Raw genomic sequence first — 25,237 nt, 5'->3', positions numbered from 1 at the left:
CACCGTTCCTTTTGGATAAGAAACGGTGGGGGTTTGATTATTGAACAGCTACAGAAATATGTTGGAATGTCGTTACATCAAATAAGCCCATGTCGGTAATTTTTAATTCAGGAATCACAGGTAATGCTAAAAAGGACAGCGTTAATAATGGATTGAAATGAGTCGGTGCCCCAACAGCTTTAAGCGCTTGTTCCAATTGATAAAGCTCTTCAACGACTTGTTCTGCAGGATGTTTAGACATTAGTCCACCTATATGAAGTGGTAGAGTTCCGATGATTTTTCCGTTATCGGCGACCACGATGCCCCCTTGCATTCGTTCGATTTCTTGTATACACGTTAACATATCTTCATCGTTCGTTCCGACGGCAATTAAGTTATGGGAGTCGTGAGCAATCGTTGTGGCAATGGCCCCTCGTTGTAGCTTCATCCCTTTTACAATTCCAAGACCGATATTTCCTGTCCGGTGATGCCGTTCAATGACTGTTATTTTTAATTGATCTAGAGCAGTAGAAGGGACGAACAACCCATTTTTGACGGTGACGGATTCAATCCGCTTTTTCGTCATAATCGTATTTGGAATAATTTCCATGACAAGAGCTTGATCGTTCACAGGAATTTGCAATTGTTCTTTTGTTATAGAAGGTAAATGAACAGATTGCGTAAGTTGCTCGGATAAAGTTCTGTCGTTCTGTTTCTTATGAAAACACGTTCCGTTTTGAGCGATGAGTTGTCCTTTGCGCCACACTTGGTAGATGGAAATGGTTTCTAAGTCATTAAGAAGTAAAAGGTCCGCTTCATAGCCTGGTGCAACGGCCCCTTTTGTATAAAGACCAAAGCATTCGGCGGCGTTTAACGTAGCCATTTGAATAGCTACTAAAGGATCGATTCCATGTTGGATGGCGAGTCTAATGCTATGGTCAATCGTCCCTTCTTCAATTAATTCGTCTAAATGTTTATCATCAGTACAAAATAGAAGTCGGCGTGCCGTTTGTTCGTTGATGATAGAAATTAATGCAGGTAAATCTTTGGCTCCTGACCCTTGGCGAATCATAACGTAAAAACCCAAGCGTAACCGGTCTAATGCCTCCTCTGCAGTTACAGCCTCATGGTCATTTCGAATGCCTGCTGTGCGATATACATTCAGTGCTTCTATATTCAAACCTGCGGCATGTCCATCGATTTGATTCGTAACGTTTTGCGTCATCGTTAATTTGTCGAGCATCTGTTTCTCGCCTGTTAAAACCGCTGGATAATCCATGACTTCCGCTAATCCTAAAACGGAAGGGTGTGAGAAAAATGGGGCTAAATCGTCTGCTAATAGAGTGGCTCCTGCATGTTCAAACGACGTCGCCGGGACACAAGAAGGAAGCATAAACCTTAAATCAATCGGTGCTTCTTTGGCATCATCCAGCATAAATTGAATGCCTTCTTTTCCAGCCACATTTGCAATTTCGTGTGGGTCACAAATAGCCGTTGTGACGCCATGAGGTGCTAACATTCTAGCAAACTCTTGCGGTGTCACTAATGAAGATTCGATATGAATATGTCCATCAATAAAACCAGGGCAGATGTAGCGTCCTTCAGCATCGACCATCTTTTTCCCTTCGTAAGAACCAATGCCGACAATTTTTCCTTTATAAATGGCCACATCACCTGACATTATTTCACGAGTGAAAACATTCACAATCTTTCCATTTTTAATCACGACGTCAGCTAATTTCCGTTTTGCACTAACATCGATCATTCTTTAAGCAATTGTTGATTCATGAACATTCCTCCTCCTTATAAAAAAAGACCCTAGGACCTTCCTAGAGTTTGACAATAAGGAGTGGTATGCAAAAAAGACACAATGTCCCTATATTACAAACCACCCCCGTAGTCAAACGATTTACGGTCGTTTGGTAGAGACTTTTGGGCCATATTCCCAAAATTATACGAGGGAAAAAGATATATTGTGTTTTAGTTTAATCAAAAGTACAAACTTTGACAAGAGAAAAATAAACGTAAAGTGCAAGCCAATTGGCCGAAAGTGCAAGCCAATTGGCCGAAAGTGCAAGCCCATCGGCGGAAAGTGCAAGCCCATCGGCGGAAAGTGCAAGCCCATCGGTGGAAAGTGCAAGCCCATCGGCGGAAAGTGCAAGCCCTCCGACTGAAACTGTAAGCCACCGGTCAAAACAGCAATCGAACCAGCCGAAACCGCCTACCACAGTCATTTCACAACATACCGTATAGCGAAAAACGTAACCTAAATACGAAATTATAAACCCTTATCCATTCAATCTGAATTCAGGCATACCACCTGTTCATCTATTTTCCCCATATGACGTCCGGGCAGAACATTTTAAGCATTCTTATTCCGATTTCGTTCGTAATGCGCCAACGTTAAGAGAGGCCATACGTAACGATAGCTATGATAATGAATATAAAAGCCTCCAGGGAGAGCAGCGCCTGTTGGATACTTCGTGCGCCAATCGTTCACGTGATTTAAATTGATTAATGCTTTTATCCCGTGCTGAATCGCACGGTCGTTTATATCGAGGCATGTTAATAAGGCATCAAGTGCCCAAGCGGTTTGAGAGGGGGTGCTTACACCGAGAGGGCAGAACTGCTTTTCATGATCGCTTCGGCACGATTCGCCCCAGCCACCGTCTTCGTTTTGAATCGATAATAGCCACCGAACACCCCGTTGAATGGCAGTATGACTGCCGGGAACTCCAGCAGCCCGCAATCCTTTTAAAGCAGCCCACGTTCCGTAAATGTAACAAATACCCCAGCGCCCGTACCACGAGCCGTTCCGTTCTTGATGTTGCAGCAACCAACGCACAGCCGATTTCACCGAACGATGTTGAAGCGTCTTTTTCCGATATGTGCAAAGAAAACTAAGGACACGACCGGTTAAATCGGCCGTTGATGGATCTGAAAACCCATATTTGGCTCCATCATACGGAAGTAACGTTACCCATTCGGAGTCGGTATTTTTATTAAACGCACTAAATCCACCATCATCGTTTTGCATCGACTCTAACCAATGAGCACCTCGTAACCAGGCATCTCGATAATTCGCATCCGTTTGATATGGATACAACGCAGTTAAGGCAGCCACCGAATCATCGTTATCTGGATTGATGGTATTACTATCAGAAAATCCCCAACCACCAGGACGAACGTCTGGATTTCGATCCACCCAATCCCCATATTTTGTCTGTTGATGCAGTAAAAGATATCGGGCGGCACGTCGTAACGAATCGTGCCAAGGGGAGACCCCGGCTTGTTGATAGGCTGTGCTCATTAAAGCTGTATCCCATACCGTTGAGGTCGAGTTTTGAACGTGGATTGTTTCGTCGGGGTTACATATAAATTCAATCAGTCCGTCAACAGCTTTTACAATCACCGGATTGTCTTTGGAATATCCAAGAGCAAGCAGGGCGTACACCATAAAAAACGTTGCACTGAAATAACTATACAGCGTTCCGTCGGGCTCAATACGTTGTAGCAAATATTGTTCCGCCGTTTTTAATGCTTTTTGATGTAGTTCAGAAGGTAGGAGTAAAAGATGAGATACTGCTTGTTCGAAGAAATCTATTACTTCATCAAAGGACCGAAAAGTGGTAGAACCAAGAATGGGACGAATGTTAGGTGTTTCGTTTGTTGTTATCGAAAAATGTTGATTCGCGCAAACGAGAATGGGTGCTATATGAACACGGGCAGAACTGACTAAATCCTGAAATTGAAACGGAGACCAGTCTGGTAAAAGCAACACTTCTATCGGAACGGTCCACTCTTTGGACCAATCGTACTGTCCATTCATGGCAAGCATCACTTTTGTTAACGAGTGGGCTTGATTGATTCCTCCTTCTTTACGAATAAATTGCTCGGCTAAGCGAAGCTTCGGGTGAGAAGGAGATATCCCCGCATAGCGGAGCGCAAAATAAGCCTCAATTGTTGCGGACACATTTCCTTCTCCTTCATCGTCATACCACTTCCAAGTTCCATCTTCCGTTTGTTTTTTCCATAACCGGTCTACGAGCTGCTCAATCAGTCCATCATACGGGTATTCTAGCATCCGTAATAATATTATCGTATACGCGTCTGTTAAAATACCATTTTCAAAGCAGAAGCGAAACGAACCGTCGTCTGCCTGATAAGGTAATGTTTGTTGGATAATTCTCTGTATTTCTTCCGTACTCAAATTGAAGCCCTCCATCCTTTGAGGTAGTATCTGTTAACACCATATTCCAAAGGAAGGGGCATTATATCCAACTCTGGTACTTCCATAGAAGAAATTCTTTATTGAGAAAAGGGCATAAACTAAAAAGACCGTCATTGCTATTTTTTGGAGCTATCGAGGAATGAAAAGGCAATTGAACATAGTTCGCTGGAAAAAAATGATATAATGAATAAAAAAATACTTCCAACAAAAGGAATTGAAACAAAATAGGGTTGTAATGGATACGATGCACATGTTTTTTATGGCGATACTGAGTAGTTTTATCGGTGAACACGTAATTAATCGTGTTATAGCCCGCCATAAATCGTATGTACAAATTAATCTTTAACTTCCAAGGAAGCTGTTAACTACCATATACCAATACCTCTTCTTTGTTTACCCCAACAAAATTTTATGAACCTCAATTGCGTTATTTATATGCAGTAATCTGATTTATATTGGTAGAAAGGATGAAATTGATGAAAGTAGATGCGCTTGTTTTTGATCTGTACGGAACGCTTTTTGATGTCTTTTCGGTAACGGAAACGTGTCGGTCTTTGTTTGGGGAGAAAGGTCCAAAAGTGAGTGAACGTTGGAGACAGAAGCAGCTTGAATATGCTTTTTTACGACAGGTAATGAAAAACTATGTGCCATTTGATGTCATTACAAAACAAGCGTTACGCTATGCGTGTCGGTTCGAGCAGGTGGAGTTAACACCAGAAGCAGAAAAGGAGCTCCTCAATCAATACGAACGATTAACACCGTTTCCAGAAGTCAAGGAAACGTTAGCCGCCCTTTCCAACAAAACTCGGGCCATTTTTTCAAATGGACCTGCATCGATGCTAACTCCATTATTAGCTCATGCTGGGTTTGAAGTATATTTTGATGAAGTTATTAGCGTAGATGAAATTAAGCAGTACAAACCGTCACCAATGGTGTATCAGCATGTTGTCCATCGGTTAGGGGTTGGAAGAGAACACATCTTGTTTATGTCCGCAAATGCGTGGGATATTGCCGGAGCGAAAAACTTCGGCTTTCAAACGGTGTGGGTAAATCGCGCAGGACTGCCTTTTGATGAACTTGATGTGGAACCAGATTACGTGGTTGATGACCTTTCTAGCTTATCGACATTGTTAAGAAAGTGAGAGAAAGATCAATGTTACGAAGATTTCAATTGTTCTTTGTGGGAAGTATGCTTTTTTTTTGTCGCAAGTTGTTCCGAACAGGATGTATCTTCTTTACAACTGAAGCCTTATACGTTTGATGAGAATGAATTTCGAATTTTAAGTGTAACCCACTTAAATGCAACCGGCTATATCTTACAAGGAAACCTTCATTCCAATGTCGGAATTTTATACGAAATTGAAGAATATATCGACGGCGAACTCGTTGATACGATGAAATTTATGGACTATGGAGCAGAAGATAATTTGAAGTTTCTTATGCTTTTTGGAGATCGAGACCTAGACAACGAGGATGCTCTTGAAATTTCTGTTGGGCGGATAGGTAGATCTTCTTCATATAAAGTCGGACTCATTCCGAATCATCTTGAAATGGGACGGATAACTAGTACTCTAATTGGTGAAACTATCATTCTTGAAAGAGAGGTTCCCGTGTATCAAGTCCATTGTACTAACCGAAATGGGAAAGAGCTACGAGTTTGGGTTTACCAATGATAACATTGTCGAATTAATAAAGAAGAATAAATTCCCACAGGCGTTTCTTTATAAACTCACGTTAATGGATAAAGAAATACTACATGAAAGATTTTAAGTAGATGCAGACAATGAACATGGGATTTCGCACATATCTTTTTCCTTTGCATAAGGTAAAGGGAAGGAAAAAAGAAGAGAGGGAATGCCCATGTATCATCGTCAGTTTAATCCATTAGATTATTTTCTTGGTCAATTGGGACAGCCAAGTTATCCACCATATGATCAAACAGGATACGGTGGTTATCCGACGACTCCACCATCTGGAGCGGGGCAACAACCAGGATTTGGCCCACCACCTAGTTTAGTTCCTTTTCCTGGAGGGGGACAACAGCAAGGATTTGGAGGCCCACCAAGTTCACCACCGCCGTCGTTTACCCCTCAAGTGCAAGAAGGACCAAGTTTACAAGCCGTTGACCCAGGTGCCTTTTACGGATGTTTAAACAAATACACCTATGTCACCTTAACTAATCGAAGGTCGTTTTGGTTTTACCCAACGTATATCGGCCGAACCTCAGTGGCCGGTTGGAGATGGTATGGATCTTACTGGGGTTACTACGGAATGGATACGAGACGAATTCGGTCGTTTCAATGTTTTTAAAAATGTATTAACGGGACGAATAGAGGCTTCCGGTCGGTTGAGTAAGGAAGCTTCTATTTGTGCAAGTACAGGTTAACTTTTTACGTTAGTGAATATTTTTATGAAACTTTTAACGTTCGTTTTCGTATACATAGATACATCCTTGTAGAGGGGAATGTAGGAGAGTGGTAGTAATTGGATTCGTATCAGCAAAAATTAATGCAGTTAGTTCAGAAGTTCTCCCAGGTAGGCGTTAAAATTTCCAAGACAAAATCAAGATTAGATGTTATTAAAAGTATCAAAACATGGACCACCTTACCATCATCCCTAAAGCACGATTTTTATAGTAAGGGACACTAGGTGCCAATCACCTAGTGTTTTTTCTTTTTACTTATGGCAGCGAATACACCTAAAAAAAGGCAATACATATTGCTATCCAAGAAGCAGTATTCAAAGTATTCAGCTCTTATTATCGATTAAAATCGATTAGTTTATCGTAATCGAGGCATTTTTGCAAAAAATCACCTAACGTTTCATAAAAAATAGAAAACTAGGGTAGTTGGTCTGTTCAACAAGGAGATATTTGCACCGAATCGACCACTTTTTTCACCTAAATTCCCCCACGTATGTAAAAAAAACACAAAAATAAATATCTAATTTAGCACTCACTAGGAACAGAATGATGAATCCGATTTCAATTCGTTTCATAAAATGGGAGCATCAAAGATATACATAAAATAGGGAGGGGATGCAATGAATCAGGCGATGTTTGATATGGAGACATTAAAAGATATTCGTCGAACAGCAGATGAAATTTCGTATACGTGTATGAATCGTCACTATTACACAGAAGTGGAAAATTTGAAAAAAGCCCTTGATCATGTATGTCGTGTGCTAGGTACGTTTGCCGACATTGAAATGCATCGGTTAAAAGGGCATTATGTGGCGTATGATCCTCAAGCGTATATAAAAGGGCGGTTACAGCTAGCCTATGACGCTATCAAGGTAGCATCTACAGATGACCAGTTTCCGGCTTAATGTGTGTAAACGTTATTCCTTGTCGAATAACGTTTTTTGTATGCACATTCGTACGGGACGAAGAGAAAGCTATTAACGAAACTTATTCGGATTTTCTATTCTAATCGAAACAACTTCTCCACAATTAAGGCAAAAAGTAAAAATTTTGTTCGAATACGTAGATATGGTTAATTTTTTATCTAACGGTTTGATTGGTATGAAGTCGGTACCCTCGGCAAATTCTGTACCATTACACTTAGGGCAATTCTCATTCATCAACGCCATCTCCCCTTTCTTTTTACTAATATTATTTACGTTGGTAACCAAAAGTTAGATTCAACAATTTTTCTTTATAGAAAGGCTCTGTTAAACGATACTGTTGATATGTATACATTTCGCTTGTGGCGGACGCTTTCCGCGGGCAAGCCGCAAGCCGCAAGCCGCTTCCCTCGCTACGCTCAAGTATGGGTCTTGCTTGGCTTGCTGTTTTCGCTGAGAGTCGCCGCCTTTCGCTTCATGTAAATAACATGCTAAAAATCAACAACATATACATAGCCTATAAAAAAAGAGGGCGTAATCGAAACGCCCTCTATACGATTGACTTTTTTCGCTGAAGCCATTTGTAAATAAGGAAGACGGCAATAATCACCACTCCACCGACAACCGTGAGAAGCGTAAAGTTTTCCTCGATAAATGGCTTTGCTTTCGCACCAAGCGTTAAGATAATGATTGCTTCTAGGAAAAATCGTATGCCGCGTCCTATGACCGACCAGAAAACTAATGTACGAATTTTAATGTTCGAAATCCCTGAAAAAATCGTAAATACTTTATAAGGAATCGGGGTGAGTCCCGCAATTAAAATAGCCATCGAACCGTACTTTTGAAAATAGTCTTCTACTTTCACAATCCGCTCTTCGGAAATGATATACCGTAATACTGGTCGCCCTAGTTTTTTACCAATATACCAACCTAAGAGTGCCCCAAGGACAGAGGCAACCGTCGTGATAAACGCAAACCATAATGCTTTTTCCGGCTGGGCTAAGCTAATCGGAATGAGCAACACATCCGGAGGAATTGGAAAGAACGATGAATCCGCAAAAGAAACGAAAAATAGTCCGATGACACCAAACTCTAATAACCATTGTTCAATGTGATGAATCAACTCTGACATATGTTAAAAAATCTCCTTTTACTCTCGTTTTTGTTCATGAGAAGTATATCATCTTTTAATCAAAGCGTCACCTACAGTTCATATCGGAAAAAAGAGATGTAAAGGGCTTTACATCTCATTTGGTGCTTGAATGCGTAACAATCGAAGGCCTTCTGCTAAAACAATGGTGACGGCCTTCACAAGTGCCAGACGGGAAGGAAGCTCCTCATCGTTTGCAAGAATGCGAACTTTCCCATAATATTTGTTGAATGCCTGTGCCAGCTGGATCACGTATTTCGCGATTAAATGTGGAGCCAGTTGTTTGTACGCTTCTTCAATTACAACTGGGAAGGACTGAAGAAGTTTTACTATTTCCCAACTATCCTCATCAGATAATCCAGTATATTCATAGGAGGCCAACGAATGTTTCCGTAAAAGGGAATGGGCACGCGCATGTGTATATTGGACATACGGACCTGTTTCTCCTTCAAAATGAAGCATATCTTCTAATGAAAATTCGATGGAGTTCATTCGATCGCTTTTTAAATCGTGAAAGACGATCGCGCCAACTCCTACCGCTTTGGCCACTTTTTCTTTGTTCGGTAAATGCGGGTTTTTCCTTTCGATGTTTTCTTTCGCTAATTGGATGGCTTCGTGTAACACCTCTTCTAATAATATGACTCGTCCTTTTCGAGTAGACATCTTTTTCCCATCTTTTAAATACAAGCCGAACGGGACGTGAACCATGTTTTTCGCCCAGTCGAATCCGAGCTTTTTTAACACCGCAAAAATTTGTTGAAAATGTATGGATTGTTCATGACCGACGACATAAATGGCTTGGTCGAACTTATATTCACGTTGACGATAGAGTGCGGCAGCCAAGTCTCGGGTGGCATATAACGTAGCTCCATCTGACTTTTTAATTAAGCACGGTGGCAGCTGTTCATCCGCTAAATCAACGACCTCGGCTCCGTCCGATAACACAAGCAATTGATGCTGTTTTAGTAATTCGATGACTTCTTCCATTTTATCGTTATAAAAAGCTTCTCCGTGATACGAATCGAAGGAGACGTTTAACAGCTCATAGATTTGCTTAAATGCTTGTAACGACTCATCTCGAAACCATTTCCATAATAGTAGTGCCTCCTCATCTCCATCCTCTAATGCTTTAAACGTTTTTCGTGCTACATCTTCTAGGCTCTTATCTTTAGCTGCTTCATCGTGAAAACGTACATACAATTGAAACAGGGAGGCAATTGGCTTTTCCTTTACTTCCGCTTCATTTCCCCACAGGCGATACGCGGTAATGAGCTTTCCAAATTGTGTCCCCCAATCCCCAAGGTGATTAATTTTTACCGTACGGAATCCACATTTTTCAGCAAGGAGGGCAATGGATTGACCGATAACAGTTGAGCGTAGATGTCCCATGGAAAATGGTTTTGCAATATTAGGTGAAGACATATCAATGACGACGGTTTTGTTTTGGCCAAACGTATGCGAACCGTATCTATGTTGCTCTTGTAAAATCGTGTTCACGACTGAATTTCCAACCGACTTATCGAAAAAGACATTCACGTACAGACCGACGGCTTCTACTTTTTTAAAGAGAGGAGAGGTGAGCTTGCTAGCAATCATTTTGGCAATGTCGGCCGGTGATTGACGGAACTCTTTTGCTAACTGAAAACATGGAAAGGCGACATCGCCATGCGACAACTGCTTCGGTGTTTCAATCAACGATTCAATTTTATCTTTTGTCCAATGATCAGGTAAAACTTCGGCTAATTGTTCAGCGAATAAGACGTGTAAGTTCATAAACAAACGCTCCCTTTCTTTTCGTAAATAAAAAAGCTCGCCTCTTCAGAAAGAGACGAGCATACTCTCGCGGTGCCACTCTTTTTGCCATCTTGAGAAAAGATGACCACTTGACAAGTGATAACGGGTTGTACCGTCTGACCCTACTACTGGTTCGGACCAGCATCTCCGAAGTGCGCTTCATAAATAGGTTCATACTAGGCTTCCACCATCCCTAGCTCGCTCTTAATCCCCTATTCACTACTCTCTTCTTCACCGATGTTTCCCTATTGTTTCCATTTATTATACTCATTTGGTTGAAAAAAACAAGTGAATTATATACTTAACACCCGATTTTCTTCTGAAGCGAATAAGTACGAATGATGGTAATAGCGGATACTAAAAATAATGCCCATAGCTAGCATATTCCCCATCAATGAACTTCCGCCGTAACTAATAAAAGGGAGAGGGATTCCCGTAATTGGGAGTACTTGTATCGTCATGCCGATATTTTGAAAGACATGGAACGTTGTCATGCAAATAATACCGGCACAGACGTACGAATTAAAAGGATCGTTCGTATCAAGGGCGATCCTTGTCATATGATAAATGAGGAAAAAGTATAAACAAATGACGAGGCTTCCACCGATAAAACCATATTCTTCACCGATGACACTAAAAATAAAGTCGGTATGGTTTTCGGGAACATATACTTCGCGTTCTTTAAATCCTTTTCCAACAATCTCTCCGGAACCAATAGCTGTTAATGAGCGAACTAAATTAAACCCTTCTAATTGTTGATAATCGTATGGATTAAGCCAAGAATAAATCCGCGCGATTTGATAAGAATCAAGATACTTCTCCAATAAATGAGGAGCATAAAGAGCAATGAAAATGACACATCCAACGAAAAGAGAGGCCGTCATAAACAAAGGAAGTAGGATTTTCCATGTAATACCCGATACGAGCAGTAGCCCACTGGTAATCGCAACAATAACCATACTCGTTCCTAAATCCGGCTGCATCATAATAAATCCAAGCGGAATAAGTACGGTCACCCCAATTTTTACAAGTAAGATCATATCGGTTTGCCATGTTTTCTCCGGATAACGCTCATGGTGCTTCATAATTAATCGACTAACCGCTAAAATCAGAAACGTCTTCATAAACTCTGAAGGTTGAATCGATCCAATATGTTCGAACGTAAACCAACTTTTCGCCCCGTTTCGTGTTTCAGCGATACTGTCTGGAGCTACGTGGAGCAAGGCTAGGGACAACACACCGAAAATATAGAGAATCCATGAAAGACGTTTATATTGATCAGGATCGAAAAGCATGGCACTACAGATAATTCCAAAACCTACTACATACCAAACGACTTGGCGTAAAACGAAATTCGTATGATAAGGACTAGTAATTTGGGCGCTCGCAATGGCTAAACAACTAATGATGAAAAATAATAGCAGGATAAACGCCAACGTCCAGTCAAAACGGCTTGCTGATTGTTTTTGTTCCATAACCATAACCTCTTAATGGTAATATATTTCCTTTTTACTGTATCAAATTAAGTCTCAACTAACAATCATTTCCAATAAAAAAGAAGGAACGACGGATGTCATTCCTTCGAGCTATGAGTAGATTTCCGTTTTGGCAAGAGATAAGGGCGTTTGGGGCTCTTGCGTCATACTCTTTTTCTTTACTTCAATATATTTAATATGGTGCTCTTCCATTTTGATAATTTTGAAATCGTATTGATCGATTTCGATAATGTCTCCTTCTTTCGCATCGTAATTTCGGGTTAGCACCCATCCGCCAATTGTATCTACATCTTCGTCTTCGATATGAATGTTTAACAATTCATTCACTTCGTTTACAAGCACTTTGGAGTCTAATATATAGTGACCTTCCTTTACTTTACGGATATGGGGTACTTCATCCATATCAAATTCGTCCCGAATCTCACCGACGATTTCTTCAATGATATCTTCAACGGTGACGAGTCCCGAGGTACCACCGTATTCGTCCATTAAGATGGCCATATGAATACGTTCCTTTTGCATTTTCAACAAGAGGTCATGGATGGGAATCGTATCAATGACCCGAATAATAGGGCGGATGTAATCTTCAATCGTCTTTGTCGAACGGTCTTTTACATTCAAAATATCGGTTAAAACTTCTTTCACGTTGACAAGGCCAATGACATGGTCTTTGTCTCCATCGATAATCGGATAGCGTGTAAATTTTTCTTCTGTAACGACTTGTAAGAAGGTTTCAAACGTATCGTCTTTCGATAAAGAAATAATTTCGGTACGTGGTACCATAATTTCTTTAGCGATACGATCATCGAATTCAAAAATTTTGTTCACGTATTTATATTCAGACTGATTGATTTCTCCGCTTTTGTAGCTTTCAGACAAAATAATTCGTAATTCTTCTTCTGAATGCGCTAATTCGTGTTCAGATGCTGGCTTCAAGCCAAACACTTTTGTCACGAGTCGAGCCGCACTGTTTAACGACCAAATAATGGGATACATGATTCGGTAAAACCAAATGAGTGGTCGTGCGACCAATAAACTAATGGATTCCGCTTTTTGAATCGCCATTGTTTTTGGCGCTAGTTCACCAACAACGACGTGAAGAAACGTAATGGTTGAAAAGGCGATGGCAAATGAAATGACATGAGCAAGAGAACTAGCAATCCCCCAACGTAAAAATAACGGCTCTAATAAATTAGCCACTGCTGGTTCACCAATCCAACCTAGTCCAAGCGCGGTAATGGTGATGCCGAGTTGACAAGCAGATAAATATTCGTCCAAATTGGTAATAACCTTCTTCGCAGCCACCGCATTTTTGTGACCTTCTTCGATTAGTTGATCAATACGAGAACTTCTCACTTTCACAATTGCAAACTCAGAAGCTACAAAAAAAGCAGTGAAAGCAATTAAAATGGCTACTAGCACCAAGTTATATATGTCGTCCAACCAATTTCCTTACCCGTTCGATAACGAGTAAGGAGTCACCTCCTAAATATACAAAGTTTTGATGATGAATGAAGAATAGGGGCATGTTCCCAACATATTATTCCTTCATTTAATCACCTCAAATTTCTTGATATTACTCATATTATAAGAAATGGAAAAACACATCGTCAATGAATGTTTATTTTACATAGAGAGGTCCTTTTTGCATTATATGATTAATCTTGTATATTTATGAGGGCATACTTACAATCTTTTCCCCTATTGCCGTATGGCTTCGACATACACAACATGATGTCCTTTCATTTCTTTTGCTTTAAAGGTATACGAGTCCACTTCAATTGAATCTCCTTCTCTAAGATCGTATTTTTTCGTTAACAACCAACCGCCAATCGTATCCACTTCTTCGTCCGATAACTCTGTTCCTAACAAGTTATTCACTTCTTGAATTAAAACTTTGGCGTCAAAAATAAAATGATGTTCCTCGATTTGTTGAATCAGCGGTGGTTCGTCAGTATCAAATTCATCTCGGATTTCACCAACAATTTCTTCTAAAATATCTTCGACCGTGACTAATCCGGCAGTCCCACCGTATTCATCGAGAAGGATGGCCATATGCGAGCGTTCTTTTTGCATTTTTAATAACAAGTCATGGATGGGAATCGTTTCAATAACCCGAATAATAGGCTTGATATACGAATCCGACAGCGTGTGTTCCGAGCATCGCTTTAGGACATAGTCGGTTAACACTTCTTTAATATTAATAATACCGATGATATTGTCTTTATCTCCTTCAGTTATTGGATAGCGGGTGTAATTTTCTTTTTTGACGATTTTCATCATTTCACTTAACGAAATATTTTTTTCAAAGCTAACGATTTCGGTTCGGGGGACCATAATTTCTTTTGCCAAGCGGTTATCAAATTCAAATATTTTATTGACGTATTTATATTCGGATTGATTGATTTCTCCCTTTTGAAAGCTTTCCGACAATAATATACGGAGCTCTTCTTCTGAATGAGCAATCTCATGTTCTGAGGCAGGGGAGTAACCAAACAACTTTGTAATAAACCGTGCGGATCCATTGAGAGCCCAAATGAACGGATACATGATTTTGTGGAACCATATGAGCGGTTTAGCGACTAGTAAGGTAATTGGCTCCGCTTTTTGAATCGCTACTGTTTTAGGGGCCAACTCTCCTAATACCACGTGTAAAAACGTGATGATGGTAAATGCGAATGCAAATGAAATCGCGTGGGTTAACGAAGTAGGTAGTCCCAACGATTCAAAAAGAGGATGTAATAACGATTGAACGGTCGGTTCACCGAGCCAACCAAGACCGAGAGCCGTAATCGTGATTCCAAGTTGGCAAGCTGACAAATACCCATCCAAATTATTCAATACAATCTGAGCCGATTTCGCTTGTGGGTGTTCTTCTTCCAAGAGTTGATAAATGCGAGAGGGGCGAACTTTAACAATGGCAAACTCCGAAACGACAAAAAAAGCAGTTAAGGCGATGAACAAGGTGACTAAAAAGAGTTGAAGAATCATGAAGGAAGAAGCTGACGCCAATTAAAGACGTCAGCCACACACCTCCTTTTCTGTAGTACTTGGCATTTTCGTATGATGATTAATGAAACCAGTAGTTTCTTTTACTTTAACCAGAAGCGACCAAGTCCATTCAAAAGAGGTGAGGAGAATTATAATAGGGCGTGTAAAAACCAGGAAGCAATCGTAAAGTACGTAATGAGTGAAAAAATATCATTAATTGTTGTAATTAATGGACCAGAAGCAACAGCTGGATCAATGTTAAAACGGTATAAAATTAACGGAATTATGGTTCCTGCTAACGTACCGATAATTAATGTAAGTAATAGCGAGCTACCTACGACAAAGCCTAATATGAGACTTCCTTGCCAAACATACGCAATGATAGAAATCAACATTCCGCAAGTTAGTCCAATAATTAAACCAACACCAAATTCACGCCAAATGAGCTTCATAATCGTTTTTGAATCAATGTCTTTAGAAGCTAGACCGCGCACGACGACAGCGAGAGATTGTGTTCCCGTATTCCCGGTCATCCCCGCAATCATGGGCATGAAAAAGGCAAGGGCAACGACTCTTTGGAGCGTATCTTCAAAAGAGGAAATAATGCTTCCCGATACGAGTCCGATAAACAATAGTAAAATGAGCCAAGGAAGTCGCCGATAAGCAGCTACAAAAGCTTTTGTATCAAAATCAATCGCTTTACCAGATGCGGACAATTTCTCGATATCTTCGTTTGCTTCTTGAATAACGACGTCGATAATGTCGTCAAACGTTACGATCCCCATTAAAACGCCTTCTTCATTTACAACGGGAATAGCAAGGAAGTCATATCGTTCAATGAGTCGAGCCACTTCTTCTTGGTCGGTATTTACGTCGACCGATATGACCCGCTCGTACATAATATTTTGGATTTTATCATTCATATCGGCCAATAGTAAGTCCCGATAAGAAACAACACCTACAAGTTTTCTGTTTTCATCCACGACGTATAAATAGTTAATCGTTTCTGCAAATTCAGCAAACGATTTTAATTTGTCAACCGCTTCGCGTACTGTGTAGTAGTTTCGAATCCAAACGAAACGGTTCGTCATTAAACGACCAGCCGTTTCCGGGTGATACGTCATCATATTTTGGACGATAGACGACTCTTCTTTTTTCATCCCGGATAAGAAGGATTCAATTTTTTCCGGAGACAAATCGTCAAGTAAAGAAGCTAAGTCGTCGTTGTCCATGTCGTCTAATACTTTCCCCGACTTTTCAGCACCTAATCGGTTCAGAACGTCTAATTGTAATTCACGATCCAGTTCTTGAATCATATCGGCAAGGACAGGAATGCTTAACTGCAACAAGAAACGGGTACGGTGCTTTTCTGGAAGATTGGAGTATACAGTTGCCATATCATATGGCTGCAATTCATCAAGTAAATGTTGCAGCTCTTTTCTTTTACCCTCTTTTAAATATTTGATAACAAATAAGGTAATTTGATCGTGTGTGAATTGTTTTACCATTTGCATTCCCTCCTCCCATTGTTTTATAAATGGTGGTAAAACGGACAAAACCAACTTTCATTATTATAAAGGGAAATATAGCATAATGAAATAAATTCCGGTCAGGTTTGTTTATCCAATGGAAAAAATATTTGAGTCTTTATCAAGTTTTCCTATTTGGTCGGTCAGAAAAAGATGGCTTTAATTTTAGAGGACAGATAAAAAAGAGGACTATAGGTAAAATCCCCTTAGTCCTTTTCCTAATTAAAAAAGAAGTATATACTTTGAACACTAAGTGAAACAAGTAAAAAGCTTAAGAGAACAAAAAGTGCAAATGTAATATATTTCCATATATTTTTGTTTGATGAGGATAGATAAGTAAACAATCTCCATAGAATAAAACTAAATACAAATAAAAAAGCCAAAAAAGCCTGTATTTCAAATAAATATTCCAACATAACCATCCACTCCTTTTTAAACAGAGTATGCAAGTAAGCCAAAAGTGGATACGTTCACAGTACAATTATTTTTATTTTACTTATAATTGAGTAAAGGTCTTTTTTTTATGGGAGAATCGTGTACCGATAAAGTTTAATTAAGGTGTTTTTTATATTCAGAAGAAAATAAACAGTGGATGTTTGATAAATAGAATGGTTTTTCGGACACATGAGGCGTAAAATAGGATGGAATTTCGTTTTTTTTTGAACACATTTTTGAAAATTCCGGCCACATTCTTTCGGACGCTAGGACTTCGCTCCGAAAATTTCTTTATATCCGATATAATAAAAATTAGATAGGCACGCTACTTACAGAGAGGGATTGGGTATGAAACAGTTAGATACGAATGTAATTTATCTTCATGTGAACTATTCAGAACAATTTGTGTTATCGAATGGGATTTCTTTTGGTGAATTTGTTGCTTCCTTACCGACGGACATTCATCAGGTACTATTATTAAAGCATCAGTTTGAAGACACGGAAGTACATATGCATACGTTATTGGACTATGTGAAAAAAGATCCTTTTTACCAGTTAGCACAAGAGGATGTTGCGAGTTATGGGGATTTTTGTTGGGTTGATTTCGAAGAGATAGAAGGAGCTGATGTGTTAGACGGACAAGAAATTGCCGAGCTGTTGTATTTAGGACATATGAAGAAACATCTGCGACTTCCGTTTTTTCAAAAATTGAATAATCGCTACGTTTATCTGTCTCATGACGATGGGTATTGGACAAAAGTGTATTACCGATACTTTGAAGATTTTTATCACATACTTGGAGCAGTAATTGGTCGACGCCTTTCGGGGACAAAGCTAGAACGGAGCTTTCTCCGTTTGAAAAAGAAACACTACCCACCGATTCCAAAAGAATTTCTTTATCCATTTATGGATTATTTGAAAGAAGGAATGGTCATTTCGTTTGATCACGTTCAGTTTTCACGGACAAAAATTGAGCTTCCTGTTTGGATTGCTGGCGATTTTCTGAACATGGACGAAATGTTAGAGCATTTTCAAAAAATAGCGAAACGTGAAGTCGATGGAAAAATTGTGTTTGACCGAAAAACAAGAGAGTGGCGCTCATACATCAACTAAGGAGTGAATAGGATGCAGCTGAAGTCACTCGTTGAAGATGCAGTCAAGCGTGTACTCGGAACCAGCATTGTAACAAATGTCCAAGAAGTAACTGGCGGAGATATTAACCGTGCGTTTCGGGTCGATACGAATGAGGGGCGACTATTTGTCAAAGGAAATCGAGTGTCTCCGACGTTTTTTCAACTGGAGGCACAAGGGTTAAACGAAATTCGCCAAACGAACACCATTGCTGTCCCAAACGTGATTGAGGTGACTGCCACTCCGGATGAATCGTGGTCGTTTCTATTATTAGAATGGATAGAAGGAAAAAAGTCGGCGCGAACAGAGGAATGGTTGGGACACCGGTTAGCCCAGATGCATCGCCAGCCGATGCCGTATCACGGTTATCATACCGACACGTATATCGGTAGTTTACTTCAGAAAAACGGTACGTACGAAAATTGGGTCGAGTATTATCGAGATGTCCGGTTAGCATCCCAAGTTCAGCAAGCGAAACAACGTGGTCGACTCACCCTTGAGCGGGAAAAACGAATTCAACAACTACTGGAGCGAATCGAAGCGTGGCTACCCTCCGATGTACAGCCATCTTTATTACATGGAGATTTATGGGGGGGAAACTGGATGGTAGGTCCGAACGGAGAACCGTATGTAATTGACCCATCTGTTTTTTATGGTGATGCTGAGTTTGATCTTGCGTTTACAGAACTGTTTGGCGGTTTTTCTCCAACGTTTTATGCTGCTTATCAAGAAGTGAAGCCGCTATCTCCTTCATACGAAGAAGTCAAACCGTTATATCAGCTATACTATTTGCTCGTCCATTTAAATTTGTTTGGCGAAACATACGGTCCGTCTGTGGATCGGATAGTGAAGAAATATATAGGCTAACCCCTAATTTTATAACCAATATTTATAAATATTTTAATATTTTGTAAAATAAAAATTCTTCCGATTTAAAAAATATGAGGTGGGCAAATGGGGTATCCGATTCGCGTACGAGCGTGTAGCTTAATTATTGAAAATGAACAAGTTTTACTAGTCAAGTTTCAGTCAGAAGAAGGGATTCATTATAACTTACCGGCTGGTGGTGTAGAAAAAGGAGAAAGTGTCATTGAAGCCGTCCGGCGAGAAGCAAAAGAAGAAGCAGGGATAGACGTCGAAGTAGGGGAACTGGCATTTGTGTTTGAATATGCCCCACATTTATTAAATGAACCGGTAACAAACATTCACGGCCTGCATTTAATTTTTGAATGTCATTTAAAAGAAGGGTCCATCCCCCACATGCCAGCACATCCGGATTCCGATCAAATCGGTGTGGAATGGGTCCCGCTGCATCGGTTAAATGACATCGTCTTATATCCCGCGATACAAAAACATATTGTTACGTTTGCTCACACGAAACGAACGATTCCGTTTTTAGAAGAACGTCTGCTCATATCCACCTAATATTTTCGTTCCTTGAAAGGACCGCTTCGAACTCGATAAGTCCTGGTCTTTTATTAGCCAGGGCCTGTTTTTTTGCTCAAAAAATTTTTTTATTGGTTTATAAGTTTGTATTTTTTTGAAAAATTGAATTTTATGTTTGTGACAAATTTGTTAAATAGGAGTGAATAGGGACGAAAAACGTAGAAAAGGCGAGAGAAAGAAGGAAGTTACCGTTTTCACTCCTTTTTCAATTGCATGTAACGGTATGATATGATGGTACATGTTTAATTTGACGATAGACTTATAAGAAAGAAGGTGGAAAGATGACTTATGGTTGGAAGCAAGAATGGTTTGGTAACGTGAAAGGAGATATTTTATCTGGTATTGTTGTTGCGTTAGCTCTAATTCCGGAAGCGATTGCCTTTTCCATTATTGCCGGTGTCGATCCAATGGTCGGTTTGTATGCCTCCTTCTGTATTGCTGTAGTGATTGCATTTGTTGGTGGACGCCCGGGAATGATTTCAGCAGCAACAGGGGCGATGGCTCTATTAATGGTCAATTTAGTAGATAAACACGGATTGCAATATTTATTTGCTGCAACGATTTTAACGGGAATCATCCAAATTATTTTTGGTTATTTAAAATTGGCTCGGTTTATGAAATTTATTCCTCGTTCGGTGATGATTGGCTTTGTGAATGCGCTCGCGATTTTAATTTTTATGGCTCAGCTTGAACATTTTGTTGGGCAAGGCTGGGTGATGTATGCGTTAACGGCGGGGGCTTTAGCAATTATTTATTTATTCCCGCGCATCACAAAAGCTGTCCCATCTCCATTAGTCGCGATTATTATCATTACGGCAATTGCTGTAGTTACAAAAGTAGATGTGAAAACCATTGGCGACATGGGGGGAATTTCAAAAACGCTACCGATGTTTCTTATTCCTGATGTTCCTCTCAATTGGGAAACGTTAACGATAATTTTCCCTTATTCATTAGCCCTAGCGATTGTCGGTTTACTAGAATCGTTATTAACGGCTTCGATTGTCGATGATTTAACTGATACGGATAGTAATAAAAATAAAGAGTGTAAAGGACAGGGTTTAGCAAATATTGCGGCTGGATTTTTTGGCGGGATGGCTGGTTGTGCAATGATTGGGCAATCGGTCATTAACATTAAATCCGGTGGGCGTGGACGCCTTTCTACATTTGTTGCAGGTACGTTTTTATTATTTCTAATTATTGTTCTTGGGGACTTGGTCGTTCAAATTCCAATGGCGGCATTGGTTGGGGTTATGATTATGGTGTCCATCGGTACGTTTGATTGGAATTCATTAAAAATGATGCGTCAAGTGCCTGTAACGGACTCAATTGTAATGGTTGTAACAGTAGTTACGGTCGTCTTTACGCATGACTTATCAAAAGGGGTCTTTGCGGGTGTTATATTAAGCGCCCTTTTCTTTGCCGCGAAAATGTCAAAGGTGAAGGTAACGGCTCATTTGGATGAAGCATTAGATCGGAAAACATATACAGTATATGGACAATTGTTCTTTGCTTCGGTGACGGATTTACTTGAGCAAATTGAGTGGAAAGAGACCGCTAAACAAGTGGAAATCGATTTTACACATGCCCACGTTTGGGACGATTCGGCAGTTGCAGCGATTGATAAAATTGTATTAAAATTACAAGAAAACGGCACAACCGTCCAATTGAAAGGACTCAATCAACCTAGCTTACGACTTGTTGAACGGTTAGCGGTGCATAAACAAGATCAGGTGAAGCTGTCTAGTCACTAAAACGGGGGATGACGATGAAATCGGTTTTATTAGCTGTTGGCGGTACGACGCACTCCATGAAAGCTGCCGAGACAGCCGTTTCTTTAGGAAACGATCACTTTTATCATATTGTTCATGTTGTTAGTCCATCGGAATCCAAACACGATGCTTGGTTAGGGTGGGATAAAGAAAAGCTACAATTAGAACGGAAACAAAAATTAAAACCAATAACCGATTTATTTGATGAAAAAGGTCTTCGATACGTCGTACATTTTTTAAAAGGAGAACCTGCAGAAAAAATTATTGAATTTGCAAATGCTCATCCGATTGATTTAATCGTGGTTGGTAGTCGAGGATTAAACAAATTCCAAGAATTTGTCCTCGGAAGTGTTAGCCAAGAAGTACTCCACCTTTCAAAAGTGCCTGTGTTAATCGTGAAGTAAAAAAACCGCTCTGCTATCAGAGCGGTTTTTTCTTTTGTTATGTTATATGTCATTGTTGATTTTTAGAAAGTTATTCACACGACGGCGACTCCAGCGGGAACAAGAAGCCACAAGACCCTTACTTGAGCGTAATCGAGGGAAGCGGATTGCGGCTTGCCCGCGGAAAGCGTCCGCCACAAGCGTAATGTATAAATATCAACAGTATCGTTTAACGATTTTCAAAAGAAAACACCAGCATTTCCACAAAAAATTCCCTCTTTGAATGTCTACTCCCACAAAAAATTCTCCCTTTGTGAAGTATAAACAAGTTCTCTCAATTTGTCTTAAAAAACAACGCGATACTTTACAAATATAACGACGAAATTTTTATAAATATACAATTGATTTTATTTTTATACCTGGATATAATGATAAATAATTCCACGAACTGATAAAGGGGATTGAAGTATGAAAATAGGAATAATAGGAGCTTCTGGTTATGGGGGAGTAGAATTGTATCGGATTTTGTCCCTCCATCCGGAAGTGACAGAAATTAATGTTTATACATCAGGAGCCGAGGAGATTCCATATGAAAAGGTTTATCCACATTTATACGGGAAGACGACAGCCCGTTTACAACCATTAAATCCGGAGTACATCCAAAACGAGAACGATTGTATTTTTTTAGCCACACCGTCGGGAATTTCCGCCAGACTAACACCGCAATTACACAACGAGGGCATAAAAATCATTGATTTATCTGGCGATTTACGATTAAAAAACCCGAACCAATATACAGAATGGTACAAAAAAGTTCCGGCACCAGAAACAATTCTTTCTCAAGCGGTATACGGTTTATCGGAATTACAGGCAAAACAGATAAAAGAAGGAACGATTCTAGCCAATCCCGGGTGCTACCCGACGGCTACGTTACTCGGGTTAGCTCCGGTTGTAAAAGAAAATATAGTCAAACCAGGGTCCATCATTATTGATGCCAAGTCCGGCGTATCGGGGGCAGGGCGGAAACCGAATTTAGTGACCCACTTTGTCGAAGTACAAGACAACTTATCGATTTATAAAGTGCATGAACATCAGCACATTCCTGAAATCGAGCAGCAATTACACGATTGGGACAGTCAGATCGGCGCCATCACCTTTAGCACGCATCTTGTTCCGATGACGCGTGGCATTATGGCTACGATTTACGTCGAGTTAAAAGAAGATTGGGGGAATTATAGATTACAAGAATTGTATGAACAGTTTTACGCGGCATCCCCGTTCGTTCATATTCGTACCGATGGCACGTTCCCAAGTACGAAAGAAGTATACGGATCAAACGATTGTGTGATAAGCATAAAAAAAGATCCACGCACGAATCGACTCACGATCGTATCCGTCATCGATAATTTAATGAAAGGAGCAGCAGGGCAAGCGGTACAAAATTTTAACATGATGTACGGGTTTAAAGAAACAACGGCCCTCGACATGTTCCCGCTTTATCCATAACAAAAGAAAGGTGGCATCATCAAAATTGAAAGTAAAAGAACAGTTGATACAAAAGGTCGACAATGGCTCGATAACATCACCAAAAGGGTTTTTGGCTGGCGGAATCCATGCTGGGTTACGTTATTCAAAAAAAGATCTAGGACTTCTCGTCAGCACAAAGCCCGCTTCTTGTGCAGCGGTGTATACACAAAACCATTTTCAAGCCGCCCCGTTAAAAGTAACGCAAGATAGTATCGCCAAAGAGCAAAAGTTACAAGCCATCGTTGTGAATAGCGCGATCGCAAATGCCTGTACTGGGGAAAAAGGGATGCAAGATGCCTATACGATGCGAAAGCTTGTCGCGAAACGTTTACAGATTGACGAACACCTCATAGCCGTCGCTTCAACCGGTGTCATCGGGGAATTTTTAAAAATGGATAAAATTGAAAAAGGTATTGCTGAAGTACCATACTCGGCTACGTTGGAGGGGGCGCACGCTTTTGAAGAAGCGATTTTAACAACGGATACCGTTACGAAAAGTGCCTGTTACCAAATCGAAATCGATGGAGTGCCGGTTGTCATTGGGGGAGCGGCTAAAGGGTCAGGGATGATTCATCCGAACATGGCGACAATGCTTAGTTTTATTACGACAGATGCCAATGTCTCTTCGGAATCGTTACAACAAGCGTTAAAAGAAATTACGGACGTTACGTTTAATCAAATTACCGTTGATGGTGACACCTCAACGAACGACATGGTTATTGTCTTGGCAAACGGGGAAGCACATCATTCCATTTTAACGGAAGAACATCCCGATTGGGCAGTCTTTAAAGCAGGGTTACAAGCGGTGTGCGAAGATTTAGCGAAGCAAATTGCTCGTGACGGAGAAGGAGCGACCAAGCTTGTTGAAGTCGTTGTTGAAGGAGCGAAAACAACAACCGATGCTCAAGCAATTGCGAAACAAATTGTCGGATCCTCCCTTGTCAAAACGGCCGTTTATGGGGAGGATGCGAACTGGGGCCGCATTGTGGCGGCGATTGGTTATACCCAAACGGAAGTGAAACCAGACGAAGTGGCGATTTATATGGGGCCTTATTTATTGTTTAGAGATGGAACGCCACAACTCTTTTCCGAAGAAGCTGCGAGCACTTACTTACAAAATAAACATGTCACGATTACCGTCGTCTTAAACGGAGGAGAGGCGAAGGGGAAAGCGTGGGGGTGTGACTTAACGTATGAATACGTCAAAATCAATGCCAGCTACCGTACGTAATAAGCCAATAATGGTGATTAAGCTTGGTGGAAGTATGCTTCATAAGCTATCACCAGCATTTATGTATAGTTTAAAAGAATTGTTGAAGACAAATCATCTGGTGGTTGTTCATGGTGGCGGCCCGGCTATTAATGCCATGCTGGACCGGTTACAGATTTCAAGTGAATTTGTGAACGGTCAACGAAAAACAACTTCATCGGTACTTGAAGTCGTCGAAATGGTGTTAGCAGGAACAATGAATAAACAATTAGTAAAAACATTGCAGCAACACGAACTTCCAGCCGTAGGATTATCCGGTTGTGACGGCCAACTGTTAACGGCCTCGTACGTAAATCCAGAAACGTTAGGTCTAGTCGGAAAAGTCGAGTGTGTGAATACCCATTTACTCCACGCTTTACTTAAGGCGTCTTATTTTCCAGTTATCGCTCCGTTAGGAAAAACGAAAGAAGGACAGACGGTCAATATTAATGCCGATCTTTGTGCAGCTGCGGTGGCTGAACATATGCAAGCGGAAAAATTGTTATTTGTCACCGACGTCCCTGGAATATTTCATGGAGATACGTTAATCCAAACGGCTACTTCGTCGATGATTACGTCCTTACTCGATCAAGGAGTCATTTACGGAGGAATGGTTCCGAAAGTAACGGCTGCGATGTCGGTTTTGTCAACGAAATTAAAAGAGGTCATGATTGTAGGTGGACATCATGACATATTGAACGATGGTCAAATGGTTGGGACGCGAATAACGAACTAACCTTTCGCGGAGCGGGAAACCCTCCATGGATGGAAATTTCACTATT

Annotated in this window: 22 protein-coding genes, 1 riboswitch and 1 other annotated feature; of the genes, 14 read left to right on the top strand and 8 right to left on the bottom strand. The window is 40.5% G+C overall.

Annotation, left to right across the window (positions count from 1 at the left end; all coding sequences use genetic code 11):
- Positions 1-37 precede the first annotated feature (37 nt).
- Positions 38-1,744, bottom strand: a complete 1,707-nt coding sequence (gene ade / locus ABES52_RS12550; RefSeq protein ID WP_429651495.1) for an adenine deaminase — start codon at positions 1,742-1,744, stop codon at positions 38-40.
- 112 nt (positions 1,745-1,856) lie between these two features.
- Positions 1,857-1,958, bottom strand: a riboswitch (purine riboswitch).
- A gap of 50 nt (positions 1,959-2,008) precedes the next feature.
- On the opposite strand from ade, the gene ABES52_RS12545 reads away from it, so the two are divergent.
- The gene (locus ABES52_RS12545; RefSeq protein ID WP_429651494.1) at positions 2,009-2,161 is read left to right on the top strand and encodes a hypothetical protein; all 153 of its coding nucleotides are present in this window, start codon (positions 2,009-2,011) and stop codon (positions 2,159-2,161) included.
- A 180-nt stretch (positions 2,162-2,341) separates the two neighbouring features.
- On the opposite strand, the gene shc is transcribed toward ABES52_RS12545, so the two are convergent.
- A complete protein-coding gene (shc, locus tag ABES52_RS12540; RefSeq protein WP_429651493.1) occupies positions 2,342-4,189 on the bottom strand; it encodes a squalene--hopene cyclase in 1,848 nt (615 codons plus the stop codon).
- A gap of 497 nt (positions 4,190-4,686) precedes the next feature.
- Here shc and ABES52_RS12535 point away from each other — a divergent pair, with 497 nt between their 5' ends.
- The 5 genes from ABES52_RS12535 to ABES52_RS12515 all read left to right on the top strand — a co-directional run bounded on the left by ABES52_RS12535 (position 4,687) and on the right by ABES52_RS12515 (position 7,537).
- Positions 4,687-5,352: a haloacid dehalogenase type II gene (locus ABES52_RS12535; protein ID WP_429651492.1), complete on the top strand. Its 666-nt coding sequence runs from the start codon at positions 4,687-4,689 to the stop codon at positions 5,350-5,352.
- Between the two features lie 36 nt (positions 5,353-5,388).
- On the top strand, positions 5,389-5,883 hold the full coding sequence (locus tag ABES52_RS12530) for a hypothetical protein (RefSeq protein WP_429651491.1): 495 nt from the start codon (positions 5,389-5,391) through the stop codon (positions 5,881-5,883).
- Between the two features lie 187 nt (positions 5,884-6,070).
- Positions 6,071-6,520, top strand: a complete 450-nt coding sequence (locus ABES52_RS12525; protein ID WP_429651490.1) for a transporter — start codon at positions 6,071-6,073, stop codon at positions 6,518-6,520.
- Positions 6,521-6,718: 198 nt separating this feature from the next.
- The gene (locus ABES52_RS12520; protein ID WP_429651514.1) at positions 6,719-6,859 is read left to right on the top strand and encodes an Lmo0850 family protein; all 141 of its coding nucleotides are present in this window, start codon (positions 6,719-6,721) and stop codon (positions 6,857-6,859) included.
- Positions 6,860-7,252: 393 nt separating this feature from the next.
- Positions 7,253-7,537: a hypothetical protein gene (locus ABES52_RS12515; protein ID WP_429651489.1), complete on the top strand. Its 285-nt coding sequence runs from the start codon at positions 7,253-7,255 to the stop codon at positions 7,535-7,537.
- Positions 7,538-8,105: 568 nt separating this feature from the next.
- Here ABES52_RS12515 and ABES52_RS12510 read toward each other — a convergent pair.
- The 6 genes from ABES52_RS12510 to mgtE all read right to left on the bottom strand — a co-directional run bounded on the left by ABES52_RS12510 (position 8,106) and on the right by mgtE (position 16,494).
- On the bottom strand, positions 8,106-8,687 hold the full coding sequence (locus ABES52_RS12510) for a YqaA family protein (protein ID WP_429651488.1): 582 nt from the start codon (positions 8,685-8,687) through the stop codon (positions 8,106-8,108).
- Positions 8,688-8,795: 108 nt separating this feature from the next.
- Positions 8,796-10,478: an arginine--tRNA ligase gene (argS, locus tag ABES52_RS12505; RefSeq protein ID WP_429651487.1), complete on the bottom strand. Its 1,683-nt coding sequence runs from the start codon at positions 10,476-10,478 to the stop codon at positions 8,796-8,798.
- Positions 10,479-10,526: 48 nt separating this feature from the next.
- Positions 10,527-10,743, bottom strand: a binding site (T-box leader).
- 49 nt (positions 10,744-10,792) lie between these two features.
- On the bottom strand, positions 10,793-11,974 hold the full coding sequence (locus ABES52_RS12500) for an FtsW/RodA/SpoVE family cell cycle protein (RefSeq protein WP_429651486.1): 1,182 nt from the start codon (positions 11,972-11,974) through the stop codon (positions 10,793-10,795).
- A 111-nt stretch (positions 11,975-12,085) separates the two neighbouring features.
- On the bottom strand, positions 12,086-13,438 hold the full coding sequence (locus ABES52_RS12495; protein WP_429651485.1) for a hemolysin family protein: 1,353 nt from the start codon (positions 13,436-13,438) through the stop codon (positions 12,086-12,088).
- Between the two features lie 258 nt (positions 13,439-13,696).
- Positions 13,697-14,986: a hemolysin family protein gene (locus tag ABES52_RS12490; RefSeq protein WP_429651484.1), complete on the bottom strand. Its 1,290-nt coding sequence runs from the start codon at positions 14,984-14,986 to the stop codon at positions 13,697-13,699.
- A 149-nt stretch (positions 14,987-15,135) separates the two neighbouring features.
- Entirely contained in the window at positions 15,136-16,494 is a 1,359-nt protein-coding gene (gene mgtE / locus ABES52_RS12485; protein ID WP_429651483.1) for a magnesium transporter, read from the bottom strand.
- 804 nt (positions 16,495-17,298) lie between these two features.
- Here mgtE and ABES52_RS12480 point away from each other — a divergent pair.
- From ABES52_RS12480 to argB, 8 genes are all read left to right on the top strand, one after another.
- A complete protein-coding gene (locus ABES52_RS12480; protein ID WP_429651482.1) occupies positions 17,299-18,063 on the top strand; it encodes a hypothetical protein in 765 nt (254 codons plus the stop codon).
- A 12-nt stretch (positions 18,064-18,075) separates the two neighbouring features.
- Positions 18,076-18,948 (top strand): fructosamine kinase family protein, encoded by an 873-nt coding sequence (locus ABES52_RS12475; protein ID WP_429651481.1) that lies wholly within the window; start codon positions 18,076-18,078, stop codon positions 18,946-18,948.
- A gap of 87 nt (positions 18,949-19,035) precedes the next feature.
- Positions 19,036-19,506 (top strand): NUDIX domain-containing protein, encoded by a 471-nt coding sequence (locus ABES52_RS12470; protein WP_429651480.1) that lies wholly within the window; start codon positions 19,036-19,038, stop codon positions 19,504-19,506.
- A gap of 302 nt (positions 19,507-19,808) precedes the next feature.
- Positions 19,809-21,278 carry a SulP family inorganic anion transporter gene (locus tag ABES52_RS12465; protein ID WP_429651479.1) on the top strand — a complete coding sequence of 490 codons (1,470 nt, stop codon included), beginning with the start codon at positions 19,809-19,811 and terminating at the stop codon, positions 21,276-21,278.
- 14 nt (positions 21,279-21,292) lie between these two features.
- Positions 21,293-21,700 (top strand): universal stress protein, encoded by a 408-nt coding sequence (locus ABES52_RS12460; protein ID WP_429651478.1) that lies wholly within the window; start codon positions 21,293-21,295, stop codon positions 21,698-21,700.
- A gap of 447 nt (positions 21,701-22,147) precedes the next feature.
- Entirely contained in the window at positions 22,148-23,185 is a 1,038-nt protein-coding gene (gene argC, locus ABES52_RS12455; RefSeq protein WP_429651477.1) for an N-acetyl-gamma-glutamyl-phosphate reductase, read from the top strand.
- Between the two features lie 25 nt (positions 23,186-23,210).
- A complete protein-coding gene (argJ, locus tag ABES52_RS12450) occupies positions 23,211-24,437 on the top strand; it encodes a bifunctional ornithine acetyltransferase/N-acetylglutamate synthase (protein WP_429651476.1) in 1,227 nt (408 codons plus the stop codon).
- Complete coding sequence (argB, locus tag ABES52_RS12445) at positions 24,400-25,191, top strand: acetylglutamate kinase (protein WP_429651475.1); 792 nt, start codon at positions 24,400-24,402, stop codon at positions 25,189-25,191. Before argJ ends, argB begins: the two co-directional genes overlap by 38 nt.
- Positions 25,192-25,237: the final 46 nt, after the last annotated feature.

Origin of the sequence: Aeribacillus pallidus, assembly GCF_050478865.1 — a bacterium.
Classification (GTDB): domain Bacteria; phylum Bacillota; class Bacilli; order Bacillales; family JACDOC01; genus JACDOC01.
Note: the sequence above shows the minus strand (reverse complement) of the source record. Positions and strands in the feature narration are given on the sequence as shown.